We start from the raw sequence: 20,569 nt of genomic DNA, 5'->3' as shown, positions 1-20,569 counted from the left end.
ACACCGCGTACGCGACGCCGGGTCCTACAAGCATCAGGGCACGGTGTTTGGAGATGCGCCGTGCCTCGGCGCGCTGGTCGACCGCTTCGCCCAGATCTGCCGCGTGCTCGACATCGACGCCGACTCGTGGCGCGACAAGGAGCGGCTGGAGAAGAAAGGTCGCGCGCCCAGGCCGCGGCTCTGACGACCCGGAGCCCGGGCGCGAGCTCGTCGGCCGACGGCGAGATCGCGTCCGATATCCGTCGCGCTCGCCTCGCGGCGCTATCGCTCTTGTGCCGGCTCGTAGCCAGCGTCCCGCCGCCCCGCTTTCACCCCGTCAAAGCTCCAGCCGAGCCAGAGGATTCGAGTATTCTCGACAGCCGAAGAGGCGCTCGCGCTGGTGCGCGCTGTTGGGGTGACCGGCTCCGGCTGCCTTGGCTATGCGCAGCGGCGGCTCGCGTCCTCGGCCGACATCGGCAGCTCGACGCAGAAGGTCGAGCCCAGGCCGACCTCGCTCGACAGGCGAATTCGTCCGCCATGCGCCTCGACGATGGTGCGCGCGATATAGAGGCCTAGCCCGAGCCCCCCATAATGCCGCGACGAGACGCCGCGGCGAAATCGCTCGAAGAGATGCGTCCGCACCTCGGCCGGGATCCCGATCCCGTGGTCCGTCACCGAGAGCCGTGCGACCTCACCTTCCGCGGTGATGGTGATCTCGATCGGCGCGCGTTCCCCGAACTTGATTGCATTGGTCAGGAGGTTGGTCACGACCTGTTCCAGGCGGTACCGGTCCCACCAGCCGGTGACCGGCTGCTCCGCGCGCACAGCGAGCGTGCTGCCCGACTGCTCGAGCTGGTTGCCGAGGTGGGTGACGATCTCGGCGACCAGCTCGCGCAGATCGACGGGCGCCCGGTTGATCTCGAGCCTCCCCGCCTGGATCCGGGAGACGTCGAGGAGCATGTCGACGAAGTTGGCGAGGCGCTTGATCTGGCGGCCGGAGAGGGCGACCGCCGATCCCACACGCGCGACGTCCATGCCGCGCGAGAGCCTTTGCCCCAGCGATTGAATAGAGAGCTGCAGGGTGGTGATCGGAGTGCGCAGCTCGTGCGAGGCGATGAGGAGGAACTCGTCCCGCAGGCGGATGGCCTCCTCCGCCGCCGCGCGCGCGCGGCGCTCGTCCAGGAGGAGCCGATCGCGTTGCTGTTCGGCGTCCACGCGCGCGGTGATGTCGCGGAAGCTCCAGACCCGCCCGGCCACGCGCCCTCCGAGGCGCTGGGGCTGTGTATAGCACTCGAAGATCTGCCCGTTCCGAAGCGGGAACGTATTGAAGGCGCTCGCCTCGGGATCGGTATAGAGGTCATGGACGCTTTGCAGGAATAGCTCGGGCTCGCGGAGCTGGCCGCCGGCGAACGCGAGGAACACGTCGGCCGATCCGCTGGCGAGGACATCGGTGGGAATGCACCACATCTGCGCGAGCCTGTGGTTATGGCGCACGATGCGCCTCGCGCCGTCGACGACCAGGATGCCGTCCGCCGTCGATTCGAGCGTGGCCTCGAGGAGCGAATAGGAATGGCGCAGCACGTCCTCGGCGTGCTTGCGGGAGGTGATGTCGGTCGAGATACCGCAAATGCCCTCAGGTTTTCCGGCGGGGCCGCGGAGCGGGAACTTGAGGGAAATGTACGTGCGTACGCCGTCGCTCTGGGGGGCCAGCTCGTCGAGCTCGATGGCCCGACTCTGCTCCAGGACGAGAAAATCGTTGGCGTGATACGCATCGGCCTGCTCGCGTGGGAAGATGTCGTGGTCGGTCTTGCCGATGACCTGCTCGCGGCGCATCTGGAAGAGCTCTTCGAACCCGCGGTTGACGAGCATGTAGCGACCCTCGATGTCCTTGGCGAAGACGACGGCGGTCGTGTTGTCGACGATGGCCTGAAGCAGGTGCTGGCTCTCGCGGAGAGCGGCGTTCGAGCTGGCCAGCTCGGCCGTGCGATCTCGCACCCGTTGCTCCAGCTCTTGATGGGTACGCTGCAGCTCCGCGTTCTTTTCTTCGAGCTCCTTTTGCGCCTCGCGCAAGCTCAGGTGCGTCTTGACCCGCGCTATCACCTCTCCAAGCTCGAATGGCTTGGCGATGTAATCGACGCCCCCCGCCTTGAACCCCACGACCTTGTCAGCCGCATCGGTGAGACAGGTCATGAAGATCACCGGGATTTCTCGGGTGCTCTCAGCCGCTTTCAGGCGCCGGCACGTCTCGAAACCGTCGATGTCCGGCATCACCACGTCCAGCAGGATGAGGTCGGGCCTCATGAGGCTGGCCCGCGCCAAAGCCTCTTCACTGTCCTCAGCGATGAGCACCTGATAGCCCATGCATTCCAAACTATCCACCAGCACGGTGAGGCTGGCTGGTACGTCATCCACGATCAGGATCGTGCAGGTGCGATCATCGGGGGCTGTGGCTCTGCTCATGATCGCTGGTCGCCCCCGATGCGCCTCGGCTCCAGCCCCAGCCTCGCCGAAGGAGAGGCCCCCTGCAGGTGCTCCTCGACCAGGCTGCGGATCGCCTTGCACTGGCAGCCCTCCGCCAGGCGATGCAGGCGGTCGGCGAAGGGGCGATAGCGTTCGCCGAGGGTGATCAGGTAGGCCGCCCGCTTCCGGATGTCGCGCATGTTGCCCCGCAGGGCCAGCGCATGCAGAACTTCCATCTCGTCTCGGGGCGGCGCCAGGAGCTCCGCGGCCTTCCCGTCCCCAGCTCGCTCCTCGGCTGGTTCGGCATGGACCCAGGTCAACCCGAGCTGGGCGCCGATGATCCGCAGCAGGCTCTCCTGGTCGATCGGCTTGGTGAGGAAGGCGTCGGCACCGGCTGCAATGCTCTCACACTGGTCTTCCTCGTTGGCGCTCGCGGAGACCACGATGAGCGGCAGCCGCGCGAGCCCCCGAGCCTGGCGACTGCGACGAATGCAATGGATGGCTGCCAGTCCGCCCATCACCGGCATGACCATATCCATCACCGCCAGATCCGGGGACGCAGCCATCTCCTGCTCGACGGCCTCCTGGCCGCTGGCCGCCTCGCAGACCTCGAAGCCCAGGCCGCTCAGCAGGTCCAACAGCACCGCCCGATTGCCCACTACATCGTCGGCGACCAGCACCTTCCGGCGCGGCCCCTCGTAGCCGATGGCATCCCGCTCGGAGGGCGGGCGTGGTGCTGCAACCTCGGCCACTGGCAGGGTCACCTCGAAGAAGAAGCGGCTGCCTTCGCCGGTCCGGCTTTGCACGTGGATCTCGCTGCCCATGAGGTGCACCAGCTGGCGGCTTATCATCAGCCCGAGGCCGGTCCCGGCGCGGCGCCGCACATCCCCCACCCGTTCGAAGGGCTGGAAGAGCTTTGCCAGGTGCTCCGGCGCCATTCCGACGCCGGTGTCCTCCACCTCGAAGCGCAGGCGCGCCGCGCTCCCGTCCTGGGCCAGCCCCTGCACCCCGAAGCGCACCCGCCCCCGATCGGTGAATTTCACCGCATTGCCCAGGAGGTTGAGCAGCACCTGACGCAGGCGCTTCTCGTCGGCCAGCACCGCCTGGGGCAGGTGGGGCGCGGCCTCATAGGTGAAGTAAAGGCTCTTCTGCTCCGCCCTGACGCGGATGATGTCGGCGACGACCGTGACGAAGGTCGAGAGGTGGATCGGCTCGGGGCAGAGATCGAGCTTGCCCGCCTCGATCTTGGCCAGGTCCAGGAGGTCGTCGATGAGGGTCAAGAGGTGCTGGCCGCTCTGCTGGATGGTATTCAGCCCCGTCGCCTCGCGGCCTTCGAGCCCCAGGGAGCGCTTGAGGACCTGGGCGTAGCCGAGGATGGCGTTGAGCGGCGTGCGCAGCTCGTGGCTCATGTTCCTCAGGAACTCGGTCTTCGCGCGGCTCTCGGCTTCGGCGGTCTTGCGGGCCTGGCGCTCCGCTTCGGCCTGCTTGCGCTCGGTGATGTCGGTGGAGATGCCGCAGACGGCATAGGGCTGCTGCGCCGCGTTGCACAGGGGGTACTTGAGGGCGATGTAGGTGTGCAGCCCATCGTCCTGGGGGACCTCTTCCTCGGCCTGCAGCGCCGCTCCGGTGGCCAGCACCTCCTGGTCGACGGCGCGGAAGGCATCGGCCCGCTCCCTGGGGAAGACATCGTAGTCGGTCCGGCCGACGATCGCTTGCTCACCGACGTGGAACAGCTCGGCGTAGCGTCGGTTGATCATCAGGTAGCGCCCCTCGAGGTCCTTGAGGTAGATGACCGCTGTCGAGTTGTCTACGATCGACTGCAGCAGCTCTTTGCTGTCCCGCACGGCCTGCTCCGCTCGCCGGCGTTCGCTGTTCTCCTGGAGCAGGTCGGCGTAGAGCGTGGCATTGGCGATCGATATGGCGGCCTGGGCCGAGAGCAGCTCCAGCACGGAGAGCCGGTCCGGGGTGAACGCGCCGGCGACGAGGTCGTTTTCCAGGTAGAGCAGCCCCACGAGCTCCGCCTGCCGCAGGATGGGCAGGCAGAGCGCGGATCTGGGGCGCCGAGAGAGGTGGTCGCCGGCGACGATCGGATTCCGTGCCGTCCCGTCGTCCAGGATCACCTTCTCCCGGCTGCGCCGGACGTAGTTGAGGAGGGACGCCGGCAGGTCCGGAGGGGAGGCTTCGGGCTCGTGGGGAATACGCACCTCGATCTGGGGCCCCTCCGCCTTCGCCTCGGCAGCCAAGAACAGGGTCTCGGCGTGGGCGAGGAGCAGGCAGCCCCGCCTCGCGCCGGCGTTCTTGACCAGGATGCGCATGAGCGCGTCGAGCAGGCGGTCGAGGACGATCTCGCCCGAGATGGCCTGGGAGGCCTTGAGCACCGAGCCGAGGTCGAGCGCGGCGCTGGCGGGCGCGGCGGCCTCCGGGCCCGTCGCGCCGCGGAGGATTTCGCTGGGGACGAGGTCGGGGTACGCGCGCTCGAGGCGCCGCATCGCCTCGGTCGCGCCCCAGCAGCCGTAGAGCCGGTGGGCCTCGCTCAGGTAGGCGCGGGCGATGGTGGTCTTGCCGAGAGCGCGAAAGGAGAGGCCGGCGAGCTCGTTGGCGAGCGCCTCGTCGTGGAGGTAGCCGCCGCGCTGCGCGAGGGCGATCGCCTCGTCGTAGCGGTCGCCGGCGGCCCGCGCGTCACCGCGGGCGCGCTCGAGCTCGGCGCCGAGCAGGACGCTGCGGTGCGCCAGGCTCTCCGGACACAGGCTCGCCCAGCGCGAGAGCCTCTCCGCGAAGAGCTCCGCGCGGGCGAGGAAGAGCGCGCGCTCGTCCGAGGAGACCATGTCCGCCGCCTGTGTGAGCGCGACGCCGGCGTAGAAATGGAACGCGGGGTTGCCGTGCCAGGCCGCCACGGCCGGGATCTCGATGTTCAGCGTCAGCGCGAGGCGTGCTGCGTCCTCGAACGCGCCCTGGAACACGCCGAGGAGCACGACGAAGAAGTGGGCGAAGAAGAGTGAAGCCTGGTTGTCGATCCGGCGGGCCTCCTCCACGACCTCGTCGATATCGACCCACTCGCCCTTGAGCGCGGCCGGGCGCGCCGTCTCGACCGAGAGCTGGTGCGCGAGCTGTCCGACCGCGCCGGTCACCCAGGTGATGGCGTTGGACTTGTCGAGCCGGTGTATCGGCTGGTAGCCCTCCGTCTCGGCGAGGAGGTCGGAGAGCGGGAGGCCGCGCAGGAGGCTGTTCGTGCTCAGGTTGACCGTGTTGTAGAACGCCCAGATATACTGGCCGGTCTCGAGCCCGGCGTGCATGCCGACGCGCAGCGTCTCCCTGCAGGCGGCGTAACCCTCCTTCCAGTGCTGAATGAAGGCACCCCACATGTTGCAGAGCATCGACTCGGACTTCTTGTCCGGGTACCGCTCGGCGAGCTCTACGGCGATTCGCCCGAGTCGATAGCCGAGCTCGATGTCGCCGCGCGCGCAGAGGAACATCCCGAAGTTCACGCAGCCGTAGATCGAGGTCTCCGACAGCCCGTGGCGGAGCGTGTTATCGAGGATCTTGGCGACGGCGATGCCGAAGTTGCGCGAGGCGAGGAAGTAGCAGGGAACGAACAGCTCCAGGAGCACGTCCTGCATGGCACCGATCTCCGGGTCCCGCAGCGGCGGCAGGCCCTGTAGCGCCTCGAGCGTCCGCTCCCGGACCAGCTCCATCGTCGCGTCGATCTGGGCGTCGACCATGGCTTGGTCGGGGAAGAGGGGCAGGTTGAGCCCGAACGGGCGCAGGGCGGCGAGTCCCTCCTCGAGCGCGGCGGGCAGGTCGTTCTTGAGCACCTGCACGTTCATCTTGAGCCGCAGCACCTCGGTGCGATCGAGCCGGCTCGCAACCCGCTCCAGGCAGTCGGAGAGGATCGCCAGCGCTTCGTCGTGCCGGCCGCTGAGCGAGAGCATGAGCGCGGTCTTCTTCGCGTACTCGAGGCGGAGCGGGCGCTGCGACGCCCAGGCGTCCTCCGGGAGGCGCAGGAGGCCGAATTGCAGGTAGCGCAGCGCGGCGCCGAAGGCCGCCGAGTCCGCGGCACGGCCCGCGGCCTCGAGGCTCATGCGAGCGAGCTGCAGGCGCTCCGCGGGGGCCGACACGAGGTCGCCTGCGCTGTTCAGGTGGCCGACGACGTCGAAGAGGCTCTGGCTGTCCGAGAGGTCCAGCTTGTCCGCGAGCAGCCGGCCGATCCGGAGGTGGAACGCGGGCCGGTCCGCCTCCGGGAACATCCCGTAGACGCCCTCCTGGACCTTGTCATGGGCGAACCGGTAGCGCTCGCGCCCGGCGATCACGAGCCCCTCGCTCACCGCGGGATCGAGGCGGGCGTACGCGTCTTTCGGCGAGCATTCGCTCACCGCGGCGAGCACGTCGAGGTCGAACCGGTTGCCGATCGCCGCGGCGAGCTTGAGCGCCTTCACCGTCGCCGGTGGCAGGCGCGCGATGGTCCGCACCATGAGGTCGACCACGTTGTCCGTGTACCCGAGCGCGTCGATCGCGGCGAGATCCCATCGCCAGCCCGATCCGGCCGTATACGCGAGGACGCCATGGTCGTACAGCGACCGGACGAACTCCTTGACGAAGAACGGGTTGCCGCCGGTCTTCGTCTGCACCGCATCGGCGAGCGGCCCGCAGTCGCTGCGCTTGAGGCTGTCCGAGAGCATCTCGATCAGGTGCGGGCGCGCGAGCGGGCCGAGGACGATGTTGCATACGACGAGCCCGGCCTCCTCGATGGCCCGAACGAACGGGTGCCCGGGCGATACCTCGTTGTCGCGGTAGGCGCCGCAGAAGAAGAGCGCCTCGAGCGAGGTGTCGGCGAGGAGCTCGCGGAGCAGCCCGAGGCTCGCGGGGTCGATCCATTGCAGATCGTCGAGGAACAGGACGAGCGGATGGGCGCGGCGCGCGAACACCGAGACGAGCTGCAAGAAGCACCGGTTCAGGCGGTTCTGCGCCTCGAGCGGGCCGAGCGTCGGGACGGGCGGCTGCGCTCCGATCACATGGGAGAGCGACGGGATGACGTCGCAGACGACCTGCGCGTTCGGCCCGAGCGCCTCGAGGATCGCGCTCCGCCACCGGGAGATGCGCGCCTCACTCTCGCTGAGGATCTGCCGCACGAGGCCGTCGAACGCCTGGATCACCACGCTGTAGGGCGCGTCGCGGTTGTACTGGTCCGATTTGCCGCACGTGAAATAGCCCTTCTTCCGCGCGAGCGGCCGCAGGATCTCCAGCACGAGCGAGGTCTTGCCGATGCCCGAGTAGCCGGAGACGAGGACGCTCTCGCGGCTGCCCTCGAGCGCGCGCTCGGACGCCGCCGCGCGCTCGAACGCGGCGGTGAGCGTCTCGATGTCCTGCTCGCGGCCGTAGAGCTTCTGGTGGATCCGGAACAGGTCCTGGCGATCGTGCTGGCCCGCGACGAAGGGCTCGATCGTCCCCGTGCCGCGCAAGGCCTCGCGGCAGCGATCGAGGTCGGCGAGCAGGCCCTCGGCGCTCTGGTAGCGGTCCTCGGCGTCCTTCGCGAGCAGCTTGAGCACAACGCCGGAGACGGCCTCGGGGATCGTCGGGTCGACGCGAGACGGCGGCGCGGGCGCGAGGGCGAGGTGCGCGTGGATGAGCTCCATCGGGTCCAGGGACTCGAAGGGGCGCTGGCCCGTGAGCATCTGGTGAAGGATGACGCCGAGCGCGTAGAGGTCCGTCCGGTAGTCGACGCCGCGGTTCATGCGGCCTGTCTGCTCGGGGGAGACGTAGGGCAGCACGTCGGCGATCACCGCCGGCTCGTAGAGCCGTTCGTGCGCGCGGGTGATCTCGGCGTCGACGCCGAAGCTCGTGATCTTGGCCGCGCCGCACGCGCCGACGAGCACGTTGTGCGGGCGCAGATCGCGGTGGATGAGCCCCGCCGCGTGCACCGCGGCGAGGCCTTCGGCGAGCGCCGCCGCGAGATCGAGCGCCTCGCAGATCGGCATTCTGCTCGACGGGCGCGCGGCGAGGACCCGCGCGAGATCGCGGCCCGGGAAGTCCTCGAGAACGACGATCAGGGCGCCGGCGAGCTCCTCGACGCCACGCAGCGCGACGAGGCGGGGTGAGGCGAGCTGCGCGATGCGCTCGCACTGGTGCTTGAAGCGCGCGACCTCGGCCCGAGTGGCTCTTTCCGCTCGCAGGATTTTCAGCAAGACCGGGACGTCCTCACCCTCGCGGCACGCGCGGATCAGGCTAAAATCGGCGGTTTCCTCGATCTTCTCGCGGAGCGCATAGCCTGTCCCGACGATCATCGACACCCCTGCTCGCTCGCCAGCGTGGTAATGCAGCTCACGCGTTCGAGTATATGCGCGAGGTGAGACTTCGCACAGGAATTGGGCCGCACCACCGGGGCTCGGCGCTGCCCACGCCCCCCGCCCGCTCGCGCGCCGCGACAGGAGATTTCACCGAGCTCAAGCTGCCGCTTGGTCCCCTGGTGGACGGTTCGATAAGTTTTTTAACGTAATCACGAGGCATGCCGCTCAACCCAGCGGTGCATCTTTTGCCGTGTCCAGGAGCATCTGAACGGGTGAGCGTAGAGCTGGTCGTACTCCCGCCAACTCGCGTCCAGGCGGCCAACGAACTGCTGGCGGCTCTTCCAGCTGCAGTGCCCTATGCGTCGGCGGAGAAAGCGCGTGATTCCAGGCGAGCAGAGAGGATGTCCTTCATGAGCGTCCTTCGGGTGAGCGAGCGCTACCATCACCTGCAGGAGAGCTCCTGTTCACGGGCTTCGTGGAGCGTGGCGTTCGCGCCCTAGGCGCGGCGGCTGCTCCGGGCGCCGAGCGTCTTCGGCGAGGTGTTCTGCAAGGGGGAAACGATTCGGAGACGCAAAAACAATCCCGAATGGTTCCGTGAGGTTGCATGCTGTGCCTGGCAGCTGCGGTGGCAAGCGCGGGGACGCCGGGGGAGCTGTACGGGGCCATGGGTGCGCGCCCGTGCCGATGCTGGCGGTAGCGGGTCGTCAAGGGCGCGGCTTTGGATCGCTGCGCCTGGGGCACGCGCTCGGGGCTGTGGTCGTTCACCATCCAGCAGCTCGACAAGGAGGAACTCGGCGCGGCCGCCGTCGAGTACCTGGCGCCGGAGCCGGTCGGCGCGGACCCGCGGCGCGGGCGTCGGGTCGGGGGACCACTCCACGCCTAGCCGACGTCGAGGTCCCCGGGCACGAACTCGGGGCCGCCGTCGTCCACTTAGGCTCGCTCGGGGCCGTCGCGGATGTCGAAGCGGACGTCGTCCACCTCGGCTAGTTCCGCGTGTCAGAAATCCCGCCAGGATCTCCGAGGGACCTGCCGGTCGCGACGCTCCGCAGGGAGTAGCCGCCGTCGCCCGTGGAGGCGACATCCCGGCTCCAGCGCATCGCGCCCGAGGAAGAGCGGCTGGAGCACTACGTCGTCAGGACGAAGCGCGGGACGGCGTCGGCGACGATCTCGCGAAGCTTGATGCTACTGGCGAGGTGCTGGTGGCGGGAGGGACCCGTGACCGCGTCATTTCTTCCTCCTCATTTTCAACCGCTGAGCTGCGCAATCCGACGACTGTTACTGAGCACCGTTCTTGATGCCGATGGTTCGCTTGTCGATCTAGCTCTTTGATGGCGGGGTGGCCGGCCGACCGCAGCGGGCCATCGGCGAGGCGGATCATGCTCGATGGCGGCGTCGTCCGGGGGGCGGCAAGGTGCCAGGGCGTTCTCGGTCATGCGTTACGCCGGGTCCGAGAAAATTCTCAACGTAGCTCCTGCTGAAACGACAGCGGCGGCGAGCGGCGGCTCCCACGCCAGAGAGGGCGTGGTGCATTCCGTTCACGCATCGAAAATTACCAACACGACTCCTCACCCGTCCGCATAAGGACCGGGGTAGGTCAGCGGCTGGAGCGGAGCATCGGCGCGGCGCCGGCCACAAAATAGGCGACGGGAGGAGCTCGTTTGGCCGCGTGCCCCCTCCCGTCGTGCTCCGAATCGCTTGAAAGAGCGGAGCCCCCAACAAATCGTTCATCTGGACCTCGATGTCAAAGGCTGGCTCGCTTCACCGCCCACCGTAAACCGCGCGCGGCCAGCCCGCTGCCCGCGTTGCGGCGCGGCGGGCTGCCCGCTGGGGGGCGCGTTGGGGCTGTGGGGTCACGGAACGCGGTCGCGGCAGGTGCGCGGGCCGCTGGCTGCCGGCGAGCGCGGCGGGCTCGTCACGATCGAGGCGCGCCGCTATCGATGCCAGCGCTGCGGCGCCGCGATCACGGTCGTGCCGCGGGGCGTCGCACCGCGACGGCACTTCGCCGCGACGGCCATCGGTCTGGCTCTGCTGCTCGTCGGCACCACCGGTGCAGCGCTTATCGAGGTGCGGCGGCGTGTCAGCCCCTGGTCTGCCAGCTTCGATGCCGACAGCTGGGCGACCGTGCGGCGCTGGTTGCTCGCCATCGACCAAAAGCGCCTCTTTCCGTCGGTCCGCCCCAGTCCTCCCGCTTCTTCCCTGCGGCAGCGGGCCGAGCGGGCCGCGATGACGCTCGTCGCGATGGCGCCTTGTGCGGCCGAGGTCCCCGAGGCCGCCGTCATGGCCGGCGCCGCGCGGGCTGCGTGATGGCGAGCGGCGCGCTGGCCGGGCTCATGTCGGGCCCCACCCAGTTGGATCCTCGGTCGGCGGAGCGCCTTGCGCTTGGATGGGTGTGCGGCCGGTGCGGTGTCATCGGCGCGGAAAGGACACGACGTGCAAGACCCCCTCCAGCCGAAGGACCACGCCGAAGCGGTGGCGCTCTACCGCAGTGAGATCATCGGCTCGCTCATGCACCGCGAGCTCGACCGCGGAGAGCTCGCCGAAGCGCTCGCCGACCTGAGCCAGCAGCGGTTTCGCCCCCCGCGCGCCCATTCTCCGCGCTCCTACTCGGTCCCCACGCTCGAGCGCTGGTACTACGCGTACAAGACCGAAGGTCTCGAAGGCCTTCGCCCCAAGCCCCGCAAGGACAAGGGGCGGGCGCGAGAGCTGACGGCCGAGCAACGGCAGATGCTGCTCGACATTCGAGAAGAGCACCCGAGCGCCTCGGTCTCGCTCATCCTCGACACCTTGATCGCGGCAGGCCGGATCGACAAGGAGGCCATCTCCGCCACCACGGTGCGACGCCTGTACGCCGAGCACCACCTCGATCGCGTCGCGCTGCGCGATCGCACGGGCGGCAAGGTGCGGCTGCGCTGGCAGGCCGAGCACCCCGGCGCTCTGTGGCACGGCGACGTGTGTCACGCGTCACCGATCTTCGTTGGCGGCAGCCCGGCGCCGGTGCGGATCCACGCGCTGCTCGACGACGCCTCCCGTTACATCCTCGCGATCGAGGCGATGAGCGCCGAGCGGGAGGTCGACATGCTGGCGCTCTTCATCCGGGCGCTGCGCAAGCACGGCGCTCCCGACGCCCTCTACCTGGACAACGGCTCGACCTACCGCGGGCACACCTTGCACCTTGCGTGCGAGCGACTCGGCACCACCCTGATCCACGCTCGTCCGTACGACGCCCCCGCACGCGGCAAGATGGAGCGCTTCTGGAGGACATTGCGAGAGAGGTGTGTGGACTTCACCGGCGCGCTCGGCTCGCTGCACGACCTCAACGTCCGGCTCTACGCGTGGGTCGACGAGCACTACCACCGCACGCCGCACGCGGCGCTCTTCGGCAAATCCCCCGCGCAGGTCTACGAGGAATATCCCCACGTCACCGACGACCTCGACGAGCGAAAGCTGCGCGACGCGCTCACGACCCAGGCCCGCCGGCGCGTCCGGCGTGACAGCACGCTCTCGATGGATGGAGAGGACTGGGAGACCGACCTCGGCTTCCTCGCCGGCCAGCTCGTCACGGTGTCGCGGTGCCTCGTCGCGCCGAACGAGCCGCCCTGGATCGAACACGAGGGCAAACGCTTCGCCCTGCACCGGGTCGATCCGGTGAAGAACGCCCGTCGCCCGCGGTCCGCCTGCAACCTCGATGTCGCTCACGAGGCGCGCGTGCCCTTCGACCCGCCGAAGACGCTCCTGGACAAGGCGCTCGGCCGAACGCCCCGCGATGACGAGGAAGGATGACCATGGACTTCTGTAGCTATTTCAGCTTCACCGCAGAGCCGTTTTCCAAGGAGGTCGAAGACGGCGAGCTCTGGCTACCCCCGTCCAAGCAGATGGTACTCGAGACACTCATCGAGGCGGTGCACGCCAGAAAGAGCGTGCTCCTCGCCGGTGACCCAGGCGTCGGCAAGACGTGCCTCCTCCGCGCGCTCCGTCATGCCCTTTCGCCGCAGACGTTTCGCTTGACCTACTGCGCCAACGTGACGCTTGGACGTCGGGACTTCTATCGCCAGCTCTGTCTGGCGCTCGGCCTCGCTCGCTGCAGCACCGCTGGAGACGTCTTCTACGCGGTCAGCACGCACGTCGAGGAACTCGCGAAGGAGCGCGTATTCCCGGTCTTCGTCCTTGATGAGGCCCATCTACTTCATCAGGACACGCTCGATCATCTTCACATACTCCTTAATTACGCGTGGGATAGCCGCGCACTGCTTTCGCTCGTGTTGCTTGGCTTGCCCGAGCTCGGCGAGCGGCTCCGCGTGCGCCGCAATCGCTCCCTGTATTCGCGCCTCCACTACCGATTGACCATCGACCCGCTCACGCCGGACGATACGGCCGACTATCTGCGTGTACGTCTCAACCGAGTCGGCTGCACGAAAGAGCTCTTCACCTCGGACGCGATCGCGATGTTGCACGAGGCGGCCGCCGGCAGCCTGCGCGACACCGACCGACTCGCCACGGCCGCGCTCCGCGCCGCTGCGCGTAAAAAACGCAAGCTCGTCGAGCGCGATGTCCTGAGCCGCATCCTGCAACTGGACGCAGAGGAAGCCGGATGAACCCCATCCCCCTGGCCGAGGAGGACACGCGGCGGGCTGACGACGAGGGCAGCGCAGCCGCCGCCCTCGTCGTTGCCCTCGCGCTCGCCCGCGACGCGCTCACCGCGAACTACCCGGACGACCCCGACCCGCTGTGCCCTCGCCTCTACGCCGTCGACGTCGTGCTCCACCACATCGACGGGCTGAGCGACGCCCTCGCTCGCCACCGCGCCGCCCTCGACGGCGACGATCGCCTGCCCACTCACATCGACTGAGAACGTCGGCGCCCCGCGACCGCTGAAGTGCCCCGGCGCCTCGCCTCGCTGCCATCGCGGCAAGCGGAGATCCAGGTCGACGATGGCCATCACGGAGCCGGATCTTCCGGCCATCAAGCAGCCCGCTCGGTAACAACGACCAATGACCGGTCGGCGGCCGGGGACGCAGCACCATCGGATCTGCTTTGACCGCCGAGCTGCCCAGAGCATCATCGCGAGGGCATCCTCGCCGCTCTCCGAAGGGTGCCCGGGCCGCGCGTCGAGGGCGGCGAACCAGGGTAGGGCTCGACCGCCGGCCGGCTCGTCGCGCTGCGTCATCAGGAGCGGTGCCGTCGCGCCCACCTTGACAACCTGACGGTGCTTCGCACGATCCGTCATTGTGGGGGTCCATGCGTACCGAGATCGACGATCACACAGAGCCAGGCGCGCTCGTTGTCAACCATGCCCGCCACCCGGCCCGGGGCTGGGCGAGCCCGCGCCGTCGGAGCGCGCTGAGAGCGCGGGCCTCGGGCCGCACGGGGCCGCCTCCGGCTGCCCGCCGGAGCAGCGTCTGGACGATCTCGGGATGAAGACCTCTTCGCCCGGGAGCGGCCGAAGAAGCCAATCAAGCACGGTCGCGATCGACATTCCGACGGACATTGCTCGCAAGTGGCAGGATATGACCGATCTCCTCGCGGAGATCCTTCGCGTCCCGGCCGCTCTGATCATGAGAATCGAGCCGTCCGAGATCGTCGTCTGCGTCTCCAGCAAGTCGAAGGGGAACCCTTACGAGCCCAACGAACGCGCGCGTCTCGACACCGGGCTCTACTGCGAGACGGTGATGAAGACCCGAATGCCGCTGCTGGTCACTGACGCCTTGAAAGACGAGCTGTGGAGGTCATCTCCGGATGTCAAACTCGGGATGATATCCTACCTCGGTTTCCCGATCACCTGGCCGACGGGGGATATTTTCGGAACCATCTGCGTGCTGGATGACCGCACGAACCACTACAGCAAGGCCTACCAGACGCTCATCGCGCAATGTCGCGATGTGATCGAGGTGGACTTGAAATCCATCTTCGCCTTCGATGCTCGCCTGGCAGAAGAAGCCCGGGCAAAAGAGCGGCTGGAACAGCAGGTCGCCGAGCGCACCGCCGAGCTCAGCCGTATCAACGCCCAGCTCAGGCAGAAGATCGCGGAGCACGAGCAGACGGAGGCGGCGCTGCGGAAGGTCGCGGAGGAGCGCAGGCGCGCGGAGGAGGCGTTGCGCACGAGCCAGGAGCTCCTGCGCGCCATCATCGACAGCTCGACGGCCGTCGTCTCCGTCAAGGACATCGAGGGGCGCTACATCCTCGTCAACCGCTGCTTCGAGGAGCTGTTCGGCATCACTCGCGAGGCCATCGTGGGCAAGAGCGACTATGACGTGTTCTCCCGGGAGCACGCCGAGGCGCTTCGCGCCTTCGACCAGCGGGCGCTCCTCGCTGGGACGGCGCTGAAAGACGAGGAGGTGATGCCCCAGGACGACGGCGTGCACACCTATCTCGCCATCAAGTTCCCTCTGCGCGACGCTGCCGGCGTCCCGTACGCGGTGGGCGGCATCTCCACGGACATCACGGAGCGGAAGAAGATCGAGGCGGAGCGCGTCCTGCTCCTGGAGTACGAGCAGAGGGCGCGGGCCGCTGCCGAAGCAGCGGTGCGGATGCGCGACGACTTCGTGTCGATCGCCTCTCATGAGCTCTATACCCCCATCGCGGGCCTGAAGCTCGCCGTGCAAGGCTTGATGCGTGAGGCCACGACGCTCCCCGCCGGCGCGGAGAGGCTGGCCGGGATGGCCGAGCGGCAGTGCCAGCGGCTCGTCAGGCTCATTGAAGATCTGCTCAACGTGGCTCGGATCCAGGCAGGCAAGCTCGAGCTGACGTTGGGAGACGTCGATCTCCGGGCGCTTTCGCGAGAGGTCGTGGAGGACTTCGACGTCGAGCTGAAGCAGGCCGGAAGTACAGTGATATGGCGGGCCGACGCTCCCGTGGTGGGCAGGTGGGACAGGGCCCGTCTGGAGCAGGTGGTGACGAACCTGGTGCTGAACGCCATCAAGTATGGGAGGGGCAAGCCGATCGAGATCAGCGTCGCGGCCGAGGGCGAGATGGCCAAGCTGGTCGTCGCCGATCACGGCATCGGGATCGACGCGGGCTGCGTGCCGTACATCTTCGAACGCTTCGAGCGAGGCGTCTCGACGCAGCACTACGGCGGTCTCGGCCTGGGGCTGTACATCAGCCGCCGAATCGTGAACGCCCATGGTGGCTCGATTCGGGTCGAGAGCGAGCTCGGCGCGGGGGCTGCCTTCATCGTGGAGCTCCCCCTGCGCCGGCGCCGCCACGCTCCGCGGACCGAGGTGTCCCCGCCGGCCGGAGGTCCCGATGAGCCCGCAGGATGATCATCGCGACGGCGTCTTGGTCGTCGATGACGACAGTGGGTTTCGCTCTGTCGTAGAGGAGCTCTTGCAGGCATTCGGCTACGAGGTCGTCTGCGCGGAAAATGGCTCGGTGGCGCTGGATCTGCTCCGCCGCGGCCTCCGCCCGAGCATCATCCTGCTCGACCTCATGATGCCGGAGATCAATGGCTGGGAGTTTCTCGCGCTCAAGCGACAGGAGCCCGCGCTGGCGGGCATCCCGGTGGCGATCCTGTCGGGCGTCGACTCTCTGGAAGTCAGAGCGGCCACCCTGGACGCGTGCGCGCTGCTCAAGAAGCCGCTCGATCTCGACACCCTTCTCGCCGTGGTCGCGCGGACACAATGAGCGCGTGTCGGGGCCGAGGGCGACGGCGCGGCTCAGGGAGTTGGCGAGCGAGGCGACCACCGCAGCCCGACGCGACGGCTGTCACGGCAGTGATTGCACCGCAAGCCGCCGCAGCAGCTGGGTCTCGACGAGGTGCGCGCGTTTTTGCTCTACCTCGCCGAGCAGCGGAAGATCGCGGAGGCGACGCAGCACCAGTACGTGGCGGCGATCAAGTTCCTCTACGCCACCACGCTCGGGCGTGCGGAGGTCGCCGTCGCGATCCCCTGGCCGAAGGTCCCCCAGAAGCTGCCGCCGGTCCTCAGCGGCACCGAGGTCGAGGCGCTGCTCAACGCGATCGGCTCGGTCAAGCAGCGCACGATCGTACTGACGGCGTACGGCGCCGGTCTGCGGATCGATGAGGTCTGCTCGCTGCGGGTCGAGGACATCGACAGCAAGCGCAACCTCATCCACGTCCGCAATGGCAAGCACGGGCGTGATCGGTACGTGATGCTCAGCGCCCCCGTGCTGACCGCGCTGCGCAGCTACTGGCGGGCGGACAGACCCGCTGGACCGGAGCTGTTCCCGGGTCGCAAGCAGGGCTCGGTCATCTCGCACGAGGCGGTGCGCAGCGCGCTGCGCGAGGCAGCGAAGCGCTGCAAGCTGCACAAGCGCGTCACCCCGCACGTGCTGCGGCACAGCTTCGCTACCCACCTGCTCGAGCTCGGCACCGTCATCCGCGTCATCCAGGCCTTGCTCGGCCATCGCTCCATCCGCACCACCGTCCGCTACGCCCGCGTCAGCCAGGCTCACGTCGGTCGCACCCGCAGCCCGGTCGAAGTGCTCGGCACCCAGGAGGCCAAGAAGAAGCTCGGCTGAGGCCGCGTGCACCCGCATCGCCCGGCGCCGCGGCCCGCCGCGACAGGTAGGCCTCGGCTCGAGGTCGCGGATATCGTCCGCGCCCACGGCGAGGCCTACCTGCGCGCCCACGCCGTCTCCGCCGCCCAGCGCTAGGTCCTGCGCGACATTGCTGCGTGCAGGACCGCGGTGCTGGGCGGCCACGTCGACGTGTGCACGAGCTGCGGCCACGAGCAGCCCTCGTACGACTCCTGCCGCAACCGCCACTGTCCCAAGTGCCAGAGCCTCAGCCAGGCCAGGTGGATCGCCGAGCGGCAGCAGCGCATCCTGCCGGCGCACTACTTCCACGTCGTCTTCACGCTCCCGGCCGAGCTGCGCCCGCCGGCGCTCGTCAACCAGCAGACGGTCTTCGATCTGCTCTTCCAGTGCGGCTCGCAGACCCTGCTCACGATCGGCCGCGATCCCAAGCGGCTCGGCGCCGACCTCGGTGTCACCGCCGTGCTGCACACCTGGAGCCGCGATCTCAGCTTCCATCCACACCTGCACTGCATCGTCACCGGCGGCGGGCTCTCGCTCGACGGCTCGCGCTGGATTGAGGGGCGGCGCGGCTACCTCTTCCCTGTGCAGGTCCTCGGCAAGCTCTTCCGCGGCAAGTTGCTCGCCGCGCTCCGGCAGGCCTATGACGCCGGAGAGCTCGACCTGACCGGCGGGGCCGCCGCGCTGGCCGACCCCGCGGCCTTTGCTGCGCTGCTCGGCGCGCTCTACCGCAAGCCCTGGGTAGTCTACGCTGTTACCGAGCGGGCTGCTTGATGGCCGGAAGATCCGGCTCCGTGATGGCCATCGTCGACCTGGATCTCCGCTTGCCGCGATGGCAGCGAGGCGAGGCGCCGGGGCACTTCAGCGGTCGCGGGGCGCCGACGTTCTCAGTCGATGTGAGTGGGCAGGCGATCGTCGCCGTCGAGGGCGGCGCGGTGGCGAGCGAGGGCGTCGCTCAGCCCGTCGATGTGGTGGAGCACGACGTCGACGGCGTAGAGGCGAGGGCACAGCGGGTCGGGGTCGTCCGGGTAGTTCGCGGTGAGCGCGTCGCGGGCGAGCGCGAGGGCAACGACGAGGGCGGCGGCTGCGCTGCCCTCGTCGTCAGCCCGCCGCGTGTCCTCCTCGGCCAGGGGGATGGGGTTCATCCGGCTTCCTCTGCGTCCAGTTGCAGGATGCGGCTCAGGACATCGCGCTCGACGAGCTTGCGTTTTTTACGCGCAGCGGCGCGGAGCGCGGCCGTGGCGAGTCGGTCGGTGTCGCGCAGGCTGCCGGCGGCCGCCTCGTGCAACATCGCGATCGCGTCCGAGGTGAAGAGCTCTTTCGTGCAGCCGACTCGGTTGAGACGTACACGCAGATAGTCGGCCGTATCGTCCGGCGTGAGCGGGTCGATGGTCAATCGGTAGTGGAGGCGCGAATACAGGGAGCGATTGCGGCGCACGCGGAGCCGCTCGCCGAGCTCGGGCAAGCCAAGCAACACGAGCGAAAGCAGTGCGCGGCTATCCCACGCGTAATTAAGGAGTATGTGAAGATGATCGAGCGTGTCCTGATGAAGTAGATGGGCCTCATCAAGGACGAAGACCGGGAATACGCGCTCCTTCGCGAGTTCCTCGACGTGCGTGCTGACCGCGTAGAAGACGTCTCCAGCGGTGCTGCAGCGAGCGAGGCCGAGCGCCAGACAGAGCTGGCGATAGAAGTCCCGACGTCCAAGCGTCACGTTGGCGCAGTAGGTCAAGCGAAACGTCTGCGGCGAAAGGGCATGACGGAGCGCGCGGAGGAGGCACGTCTTGCCGACGCCTGGGTCACCGGCGAGGAGCACGCTCTTTCTGGCGTGCACCGCCTCGATGAGTGTCTCGAGTACCATCTGCTTGGACGGGGGTAGCCAGAGCTCGCCGTCTTCGACCTCCTTGGAAAACGGCTCTGCGGTGAAGCTGAAATAGCTACAGAAGTCCATGGTCATCCTTCCTCGTCATCGCGGGGCGTTCGGCCGAGCGCCTTGTCCAGGAGCGTCTTCGGCGGGTCGAAGGGCACGCGCGCCTCGTGAGCGACATCGAGGTTGCAGGCGGACCGCGGGCGACGGGCGTTCTTCACCGGATCGACCCGGTGCAGGGCGAAGCGTTTGCCCTCGTGTTCGATCCAGGGCGGCTCGTTCGGCGCGACGAGGCACCGCGACACCGTGACGAGCTGGCCGGCGAGGAAGCCGAGGTCGGTCTCCCAGTCCTCTCCATCCATCGAGAGCGTGCTGTCACGCCGGACGCGCCGGCGGGCCTGGGTCGTGAGCGCGTCGCGCAGCTTTCGCTCGTCGAGGTCGTCGGTGACGTGGGGATATTCCTCGTAGACCTGCGCGGGGGATTTGCCGAAGAGCGCCGCGTGCGGCGTGCGGTGGTAGTGCTCGTCGACCCACGCGTAGAGCCGGACGTTGAGGTCGTGCAGCGAGCCGAGCGCGCCGGTGAAGTCCACACACCTCTCTCGCAATGTCCTCCAGAAGCGCTCCATCTTGCCGCGTGCGGGGGCGTCGTACGGACGAGCGTGGATCAGGGTGGTGCCGAGTCGCTCGCACGCAAGGTGCAAGGTGTGCCCGCGGTAGGTCGAGCCGTTGTCCAGGTAGAGGGCGTCGGGAGCGCCGTGCTTGCGCAGCGCCCGGATGAAGAGCGCCAGCATGTCGACCTCCCGCTCGGCGCTCATCGCCTCGATCGCGAGGATGTAACGGGAGGCGTCGTCGAGCAGCGCGTGGATCCGCACCGGCGCCGGGCTGCCGCCAACGAAGATCGGTGACGCGTGACACACGTCGCCGTGCCACAGAGCGCCGGGGTGCTCGGCCTGCCAGCGCAGCCGCACCTTGCCGCCCGTGCGATCGCGCAGCGCGACGCGATCGAGGTGGTGCTCGGCGTACAGGCGTCGCACCGTGGTGGCGGAGATGGCCTCCTTGTCGATCCGGCCTGCCGCGATCAAGGTGTCGAGGATGAGCGAGACCGAGGCGCTCGGGTGCTCTTCTCGAATGTCGAGCAGCATCTGCCGTTGCTCGGCCGTCAGCTCTCGCGCCCGCCCCTTGTCCTTGCGGGGCTTGGGGCGAAGGCCTTCGAGACCTTCGGTCTTGTACGCGTAGTACCAGCGCTCGAGCGTGGGGACCGAGTAGGAGCGCGGAGAATGGGCGCGCGGGGGGCGAAACCGCTGCTGGCTCAGGTCGGCGAGCGCTTCGGCGAGCTCTCCGCGGTCGAGCTCGCGGTGCATGAGCGAGCCGATGATCTCACTGCGGTAGAGCGCCACCGCTTCGGCGTGGTCCTTCGGCTGGAGGGGGTCTTGCACGTCGTGTCCTTTCCGCGCCGATGACACCGCACCGGCCGCACACCCATCCAAGCGCAAGG

15 protein-coding genes are annotated in these 20,569 nt (G+C 68.4%); 10 read left to right on the top strand and 5 right to left on the bottom strand.

Annotated elements, in window-relative coordinates:
- Positions 1-43 precede the first annotated feature (43 nt).
- Positions 44-184, top strand: a complete 141-nt coding sequence (locus WME89_RS33130; RefSeq protein ID WP_438003654.1) for a hypothetical protein — start codon at positions 44-46, stop codon at positions 182-184.
- 233 nt (positions 185-417) lie between these two features.
- On the opposite strand, the gene WME89_RS33125 is transcribed toward WME89_RS33130, so the two are convergent.
- Both WME89_RS33125 and WME89_RS33120 read right to left on the bottom strand, forming a co-directional pair.
- Positions 418-2,439 (bottom strand): ATP-binding protein, encoded by a 2,022-nt coding sequence (locus tag WME89_RS33125; protein WP_438003653.1) that lies wholly within the window; start codon positions 2,437-2,439, stop codon positions 418-420.
- Positions 2,436-8,717 carry an AAA family ATPase gene (locus tag WME89_RS33120; RefSeq protein ID WP_438003652.1) on the bottom strand — a complete coding sequence of 2,094 codons (6,282 nt, stop codon included), beginning with the start codon at positions 8,715-8,717 and terminating at the stop codon, positions 2,436-2,438. The genes WME89_RS33125 and WME89_RS33120 overlap by 4 nt, the downstream gene beginning before the upstream one ends.
- 721 nt (positions 8,718-9,438) lie before the next feature.
- On the opposite strand from WME89_RS33120, the gene WME89_RS33115 reads away from it, so the two are divergent.
- The 9 genes from WME89_RS33115 to WME89_RS33075 all read left to right on the top strand — a co-directional run bounded on the left by WME89_RS33115 (position 9,439) and on the right by WME89_RS33075 (position 17,981).
- Positions 9,439-9,603, top strand: a complete 165-nt coding sequence (locus WME89_RS33115) for a hypothetical protein (protein ID WP_438003651.1) — start codon at positions 9,439-9,441, stop codon at positions 9,601-9,603.
- A gap of 812 nt (positions 9,604-10,415) precedes the next feature.
- Positions 10,416-11,024: a hypothetical protein gene (locus WME89_RS33110; RefSeq protein ID WP_438003644.1), complete on the top strand. Its 609-nt coding sequence runs from the start codon at positions 10,416-10,418 to the stop codon at positions 11,022-11,024.
- Between the two features lie 126 nt (positions 11,025-11,150).
- The gene (locus WME89_RS33105) at positions 11,151-12,500 is read left to right on the top strand and encodes a helix-turn-helix domain-containing protein (RefSeq protein ID WP_438003645.1); all 1,350 of its coding nucleotides are present in this window, start codon (positions 11,151-11,153) and stop codon (positions 12,498-12,500) included.
- The gene (locus tag WME89_RS33100) at positions 12,497-13,312 is read left to right on the top strand and encodes an ExeA family protein (protein ID WP_438003646.1); all 816 of its coding nucleotides are present in this window, start codon (positions 12,497-12,499) and stop codon (positions 13,310-13,312) included. The genes WME89_RS33105 and WME89_RS33100 overlap by 4 nt, the downstream gene beginning before the upstream one ends.
- Entirely contained in the window at positions 13,309-13,566 is a 258-nt protein-coding gene (locus WME89_RS33095) for a hypothetical protein (RefSeq protein WP_438003647.1), read from the top strand. Before WME89_RS33100 ends, WME89_RS33095 begins: the two co-directional genes overlap by 4 nt.
- Before the next feature lie 706 nt (positions 13,567-14,272).
- Positions 14,273-15,976 carry a PAS domain-containing sensor histidine kinase gene (locus WME89_RS33090; RefSeq protein ID WP_438003650.1) on the top strand — a complete coding sequence of 568 codons (1,704 nt, stop codon included), beginning with the start codon at positions 14,273-14,275 and terminating at the stop codon, positions 15,974-15,976.
- Positions 15,960-16,337, top strand: coding sequence for a response regulator (locus WME89_RS33085; RefSeq protein ID WP_438003649.1), 378 nt, complete (start codon positions 15,960-15,962; stop codon positions 16,335-16,337). The genes WME89_RS33090 and WME89_RS33085 overlap by 17 nt, the downstream gene beginning before the upstream one ends.
- A 93-nt stretch (positions 16,338-16,430) precedes the next feature.
- A complete protein-coding gene (locus WME89_RS33080) occupies positions 16,431-17,192 on the top strand; it encodes a tyrosine-type recombinase/integrase (protein ID WP_438003648.1) in 762 nt (253 codons plus the stop codon).
- A 138-nt stretch (positions 17,193-17,330) separates the two neighbouring features.
- Complete coding sequence (locus tag WME89_RS33075) at positions 17,331-17,981, top strand: IS91 family transposase (RefSeq protein ID WP_438012003.1); 651 nt, start codon at positions 17,331-17,333, stop codon at positions 17,979-17,981.
- Between the two features lie 113 nt (positions 17,982-18,094).
- Here the strand turns inward: WME89_RS33075 and WME89_RS33070 are convergent, their stop codons facing one another.
- The 3 genes from WME89_RS33070 to WME89_RS33060 are packed head-to-tail and all read right to left on the bottom strand — an operon-like array spanning position 18,095 to position 20,510.
- Positions 18,095-18,352 carry a hypothetical protein gene (locus tag WME89_RS33070; protein ID WP_438003647.1) on the bottom strand — a complete coding sequence of 86 codons (258 nt, stop codon included), beginning with the start codon at positions 18,350-18,352 and terminating at the stop codon, positions 18,095-18,097.
- Positions 18,349-19,164 carry an ExeA family protein gene (locus WME89_RS33065; protein WP_438003646.1) on the bottom strand — a complete coding sequence of 272 codons (816 nt, stop codon included), beginning with the start codon at positions 19,162-19,164 and terminating at the stop codon, positions 18,349-18,351. Before WME89_RS33065 ends, WME89_RS33070 begins: the two co-directional genes overlap by 4 nt.
- Positions 19,161-20,510: a helix-turn-helix domain-containing protein gene (locus WME89_RS33060; protein WP_438003645.1), complete on the bottom strand. Its 1,350-nt coding sequence runs from the start codon at positions 20,508-20,510 to the stop codon at positions 19,161-19,163. The genes WME89_RS33065 and WME89_RS33060 overlap by 4 nt, the downstream gene beginning before the upstream one ends.
- Positions 20,511-20,569: the final 59 nt, after the last annotated feature.

It is taken from the genome of Sorangium sp. So ce321 (assembly GCF_051530195.1).
Lineage (GTDB): Bacteria > Myxococcota_A > Polyangia > Polyangiales > Polyangiaceae > Sorangium.
This window is presented reverse-complemented; position numbering and strand designations above follow the sequence as displayed.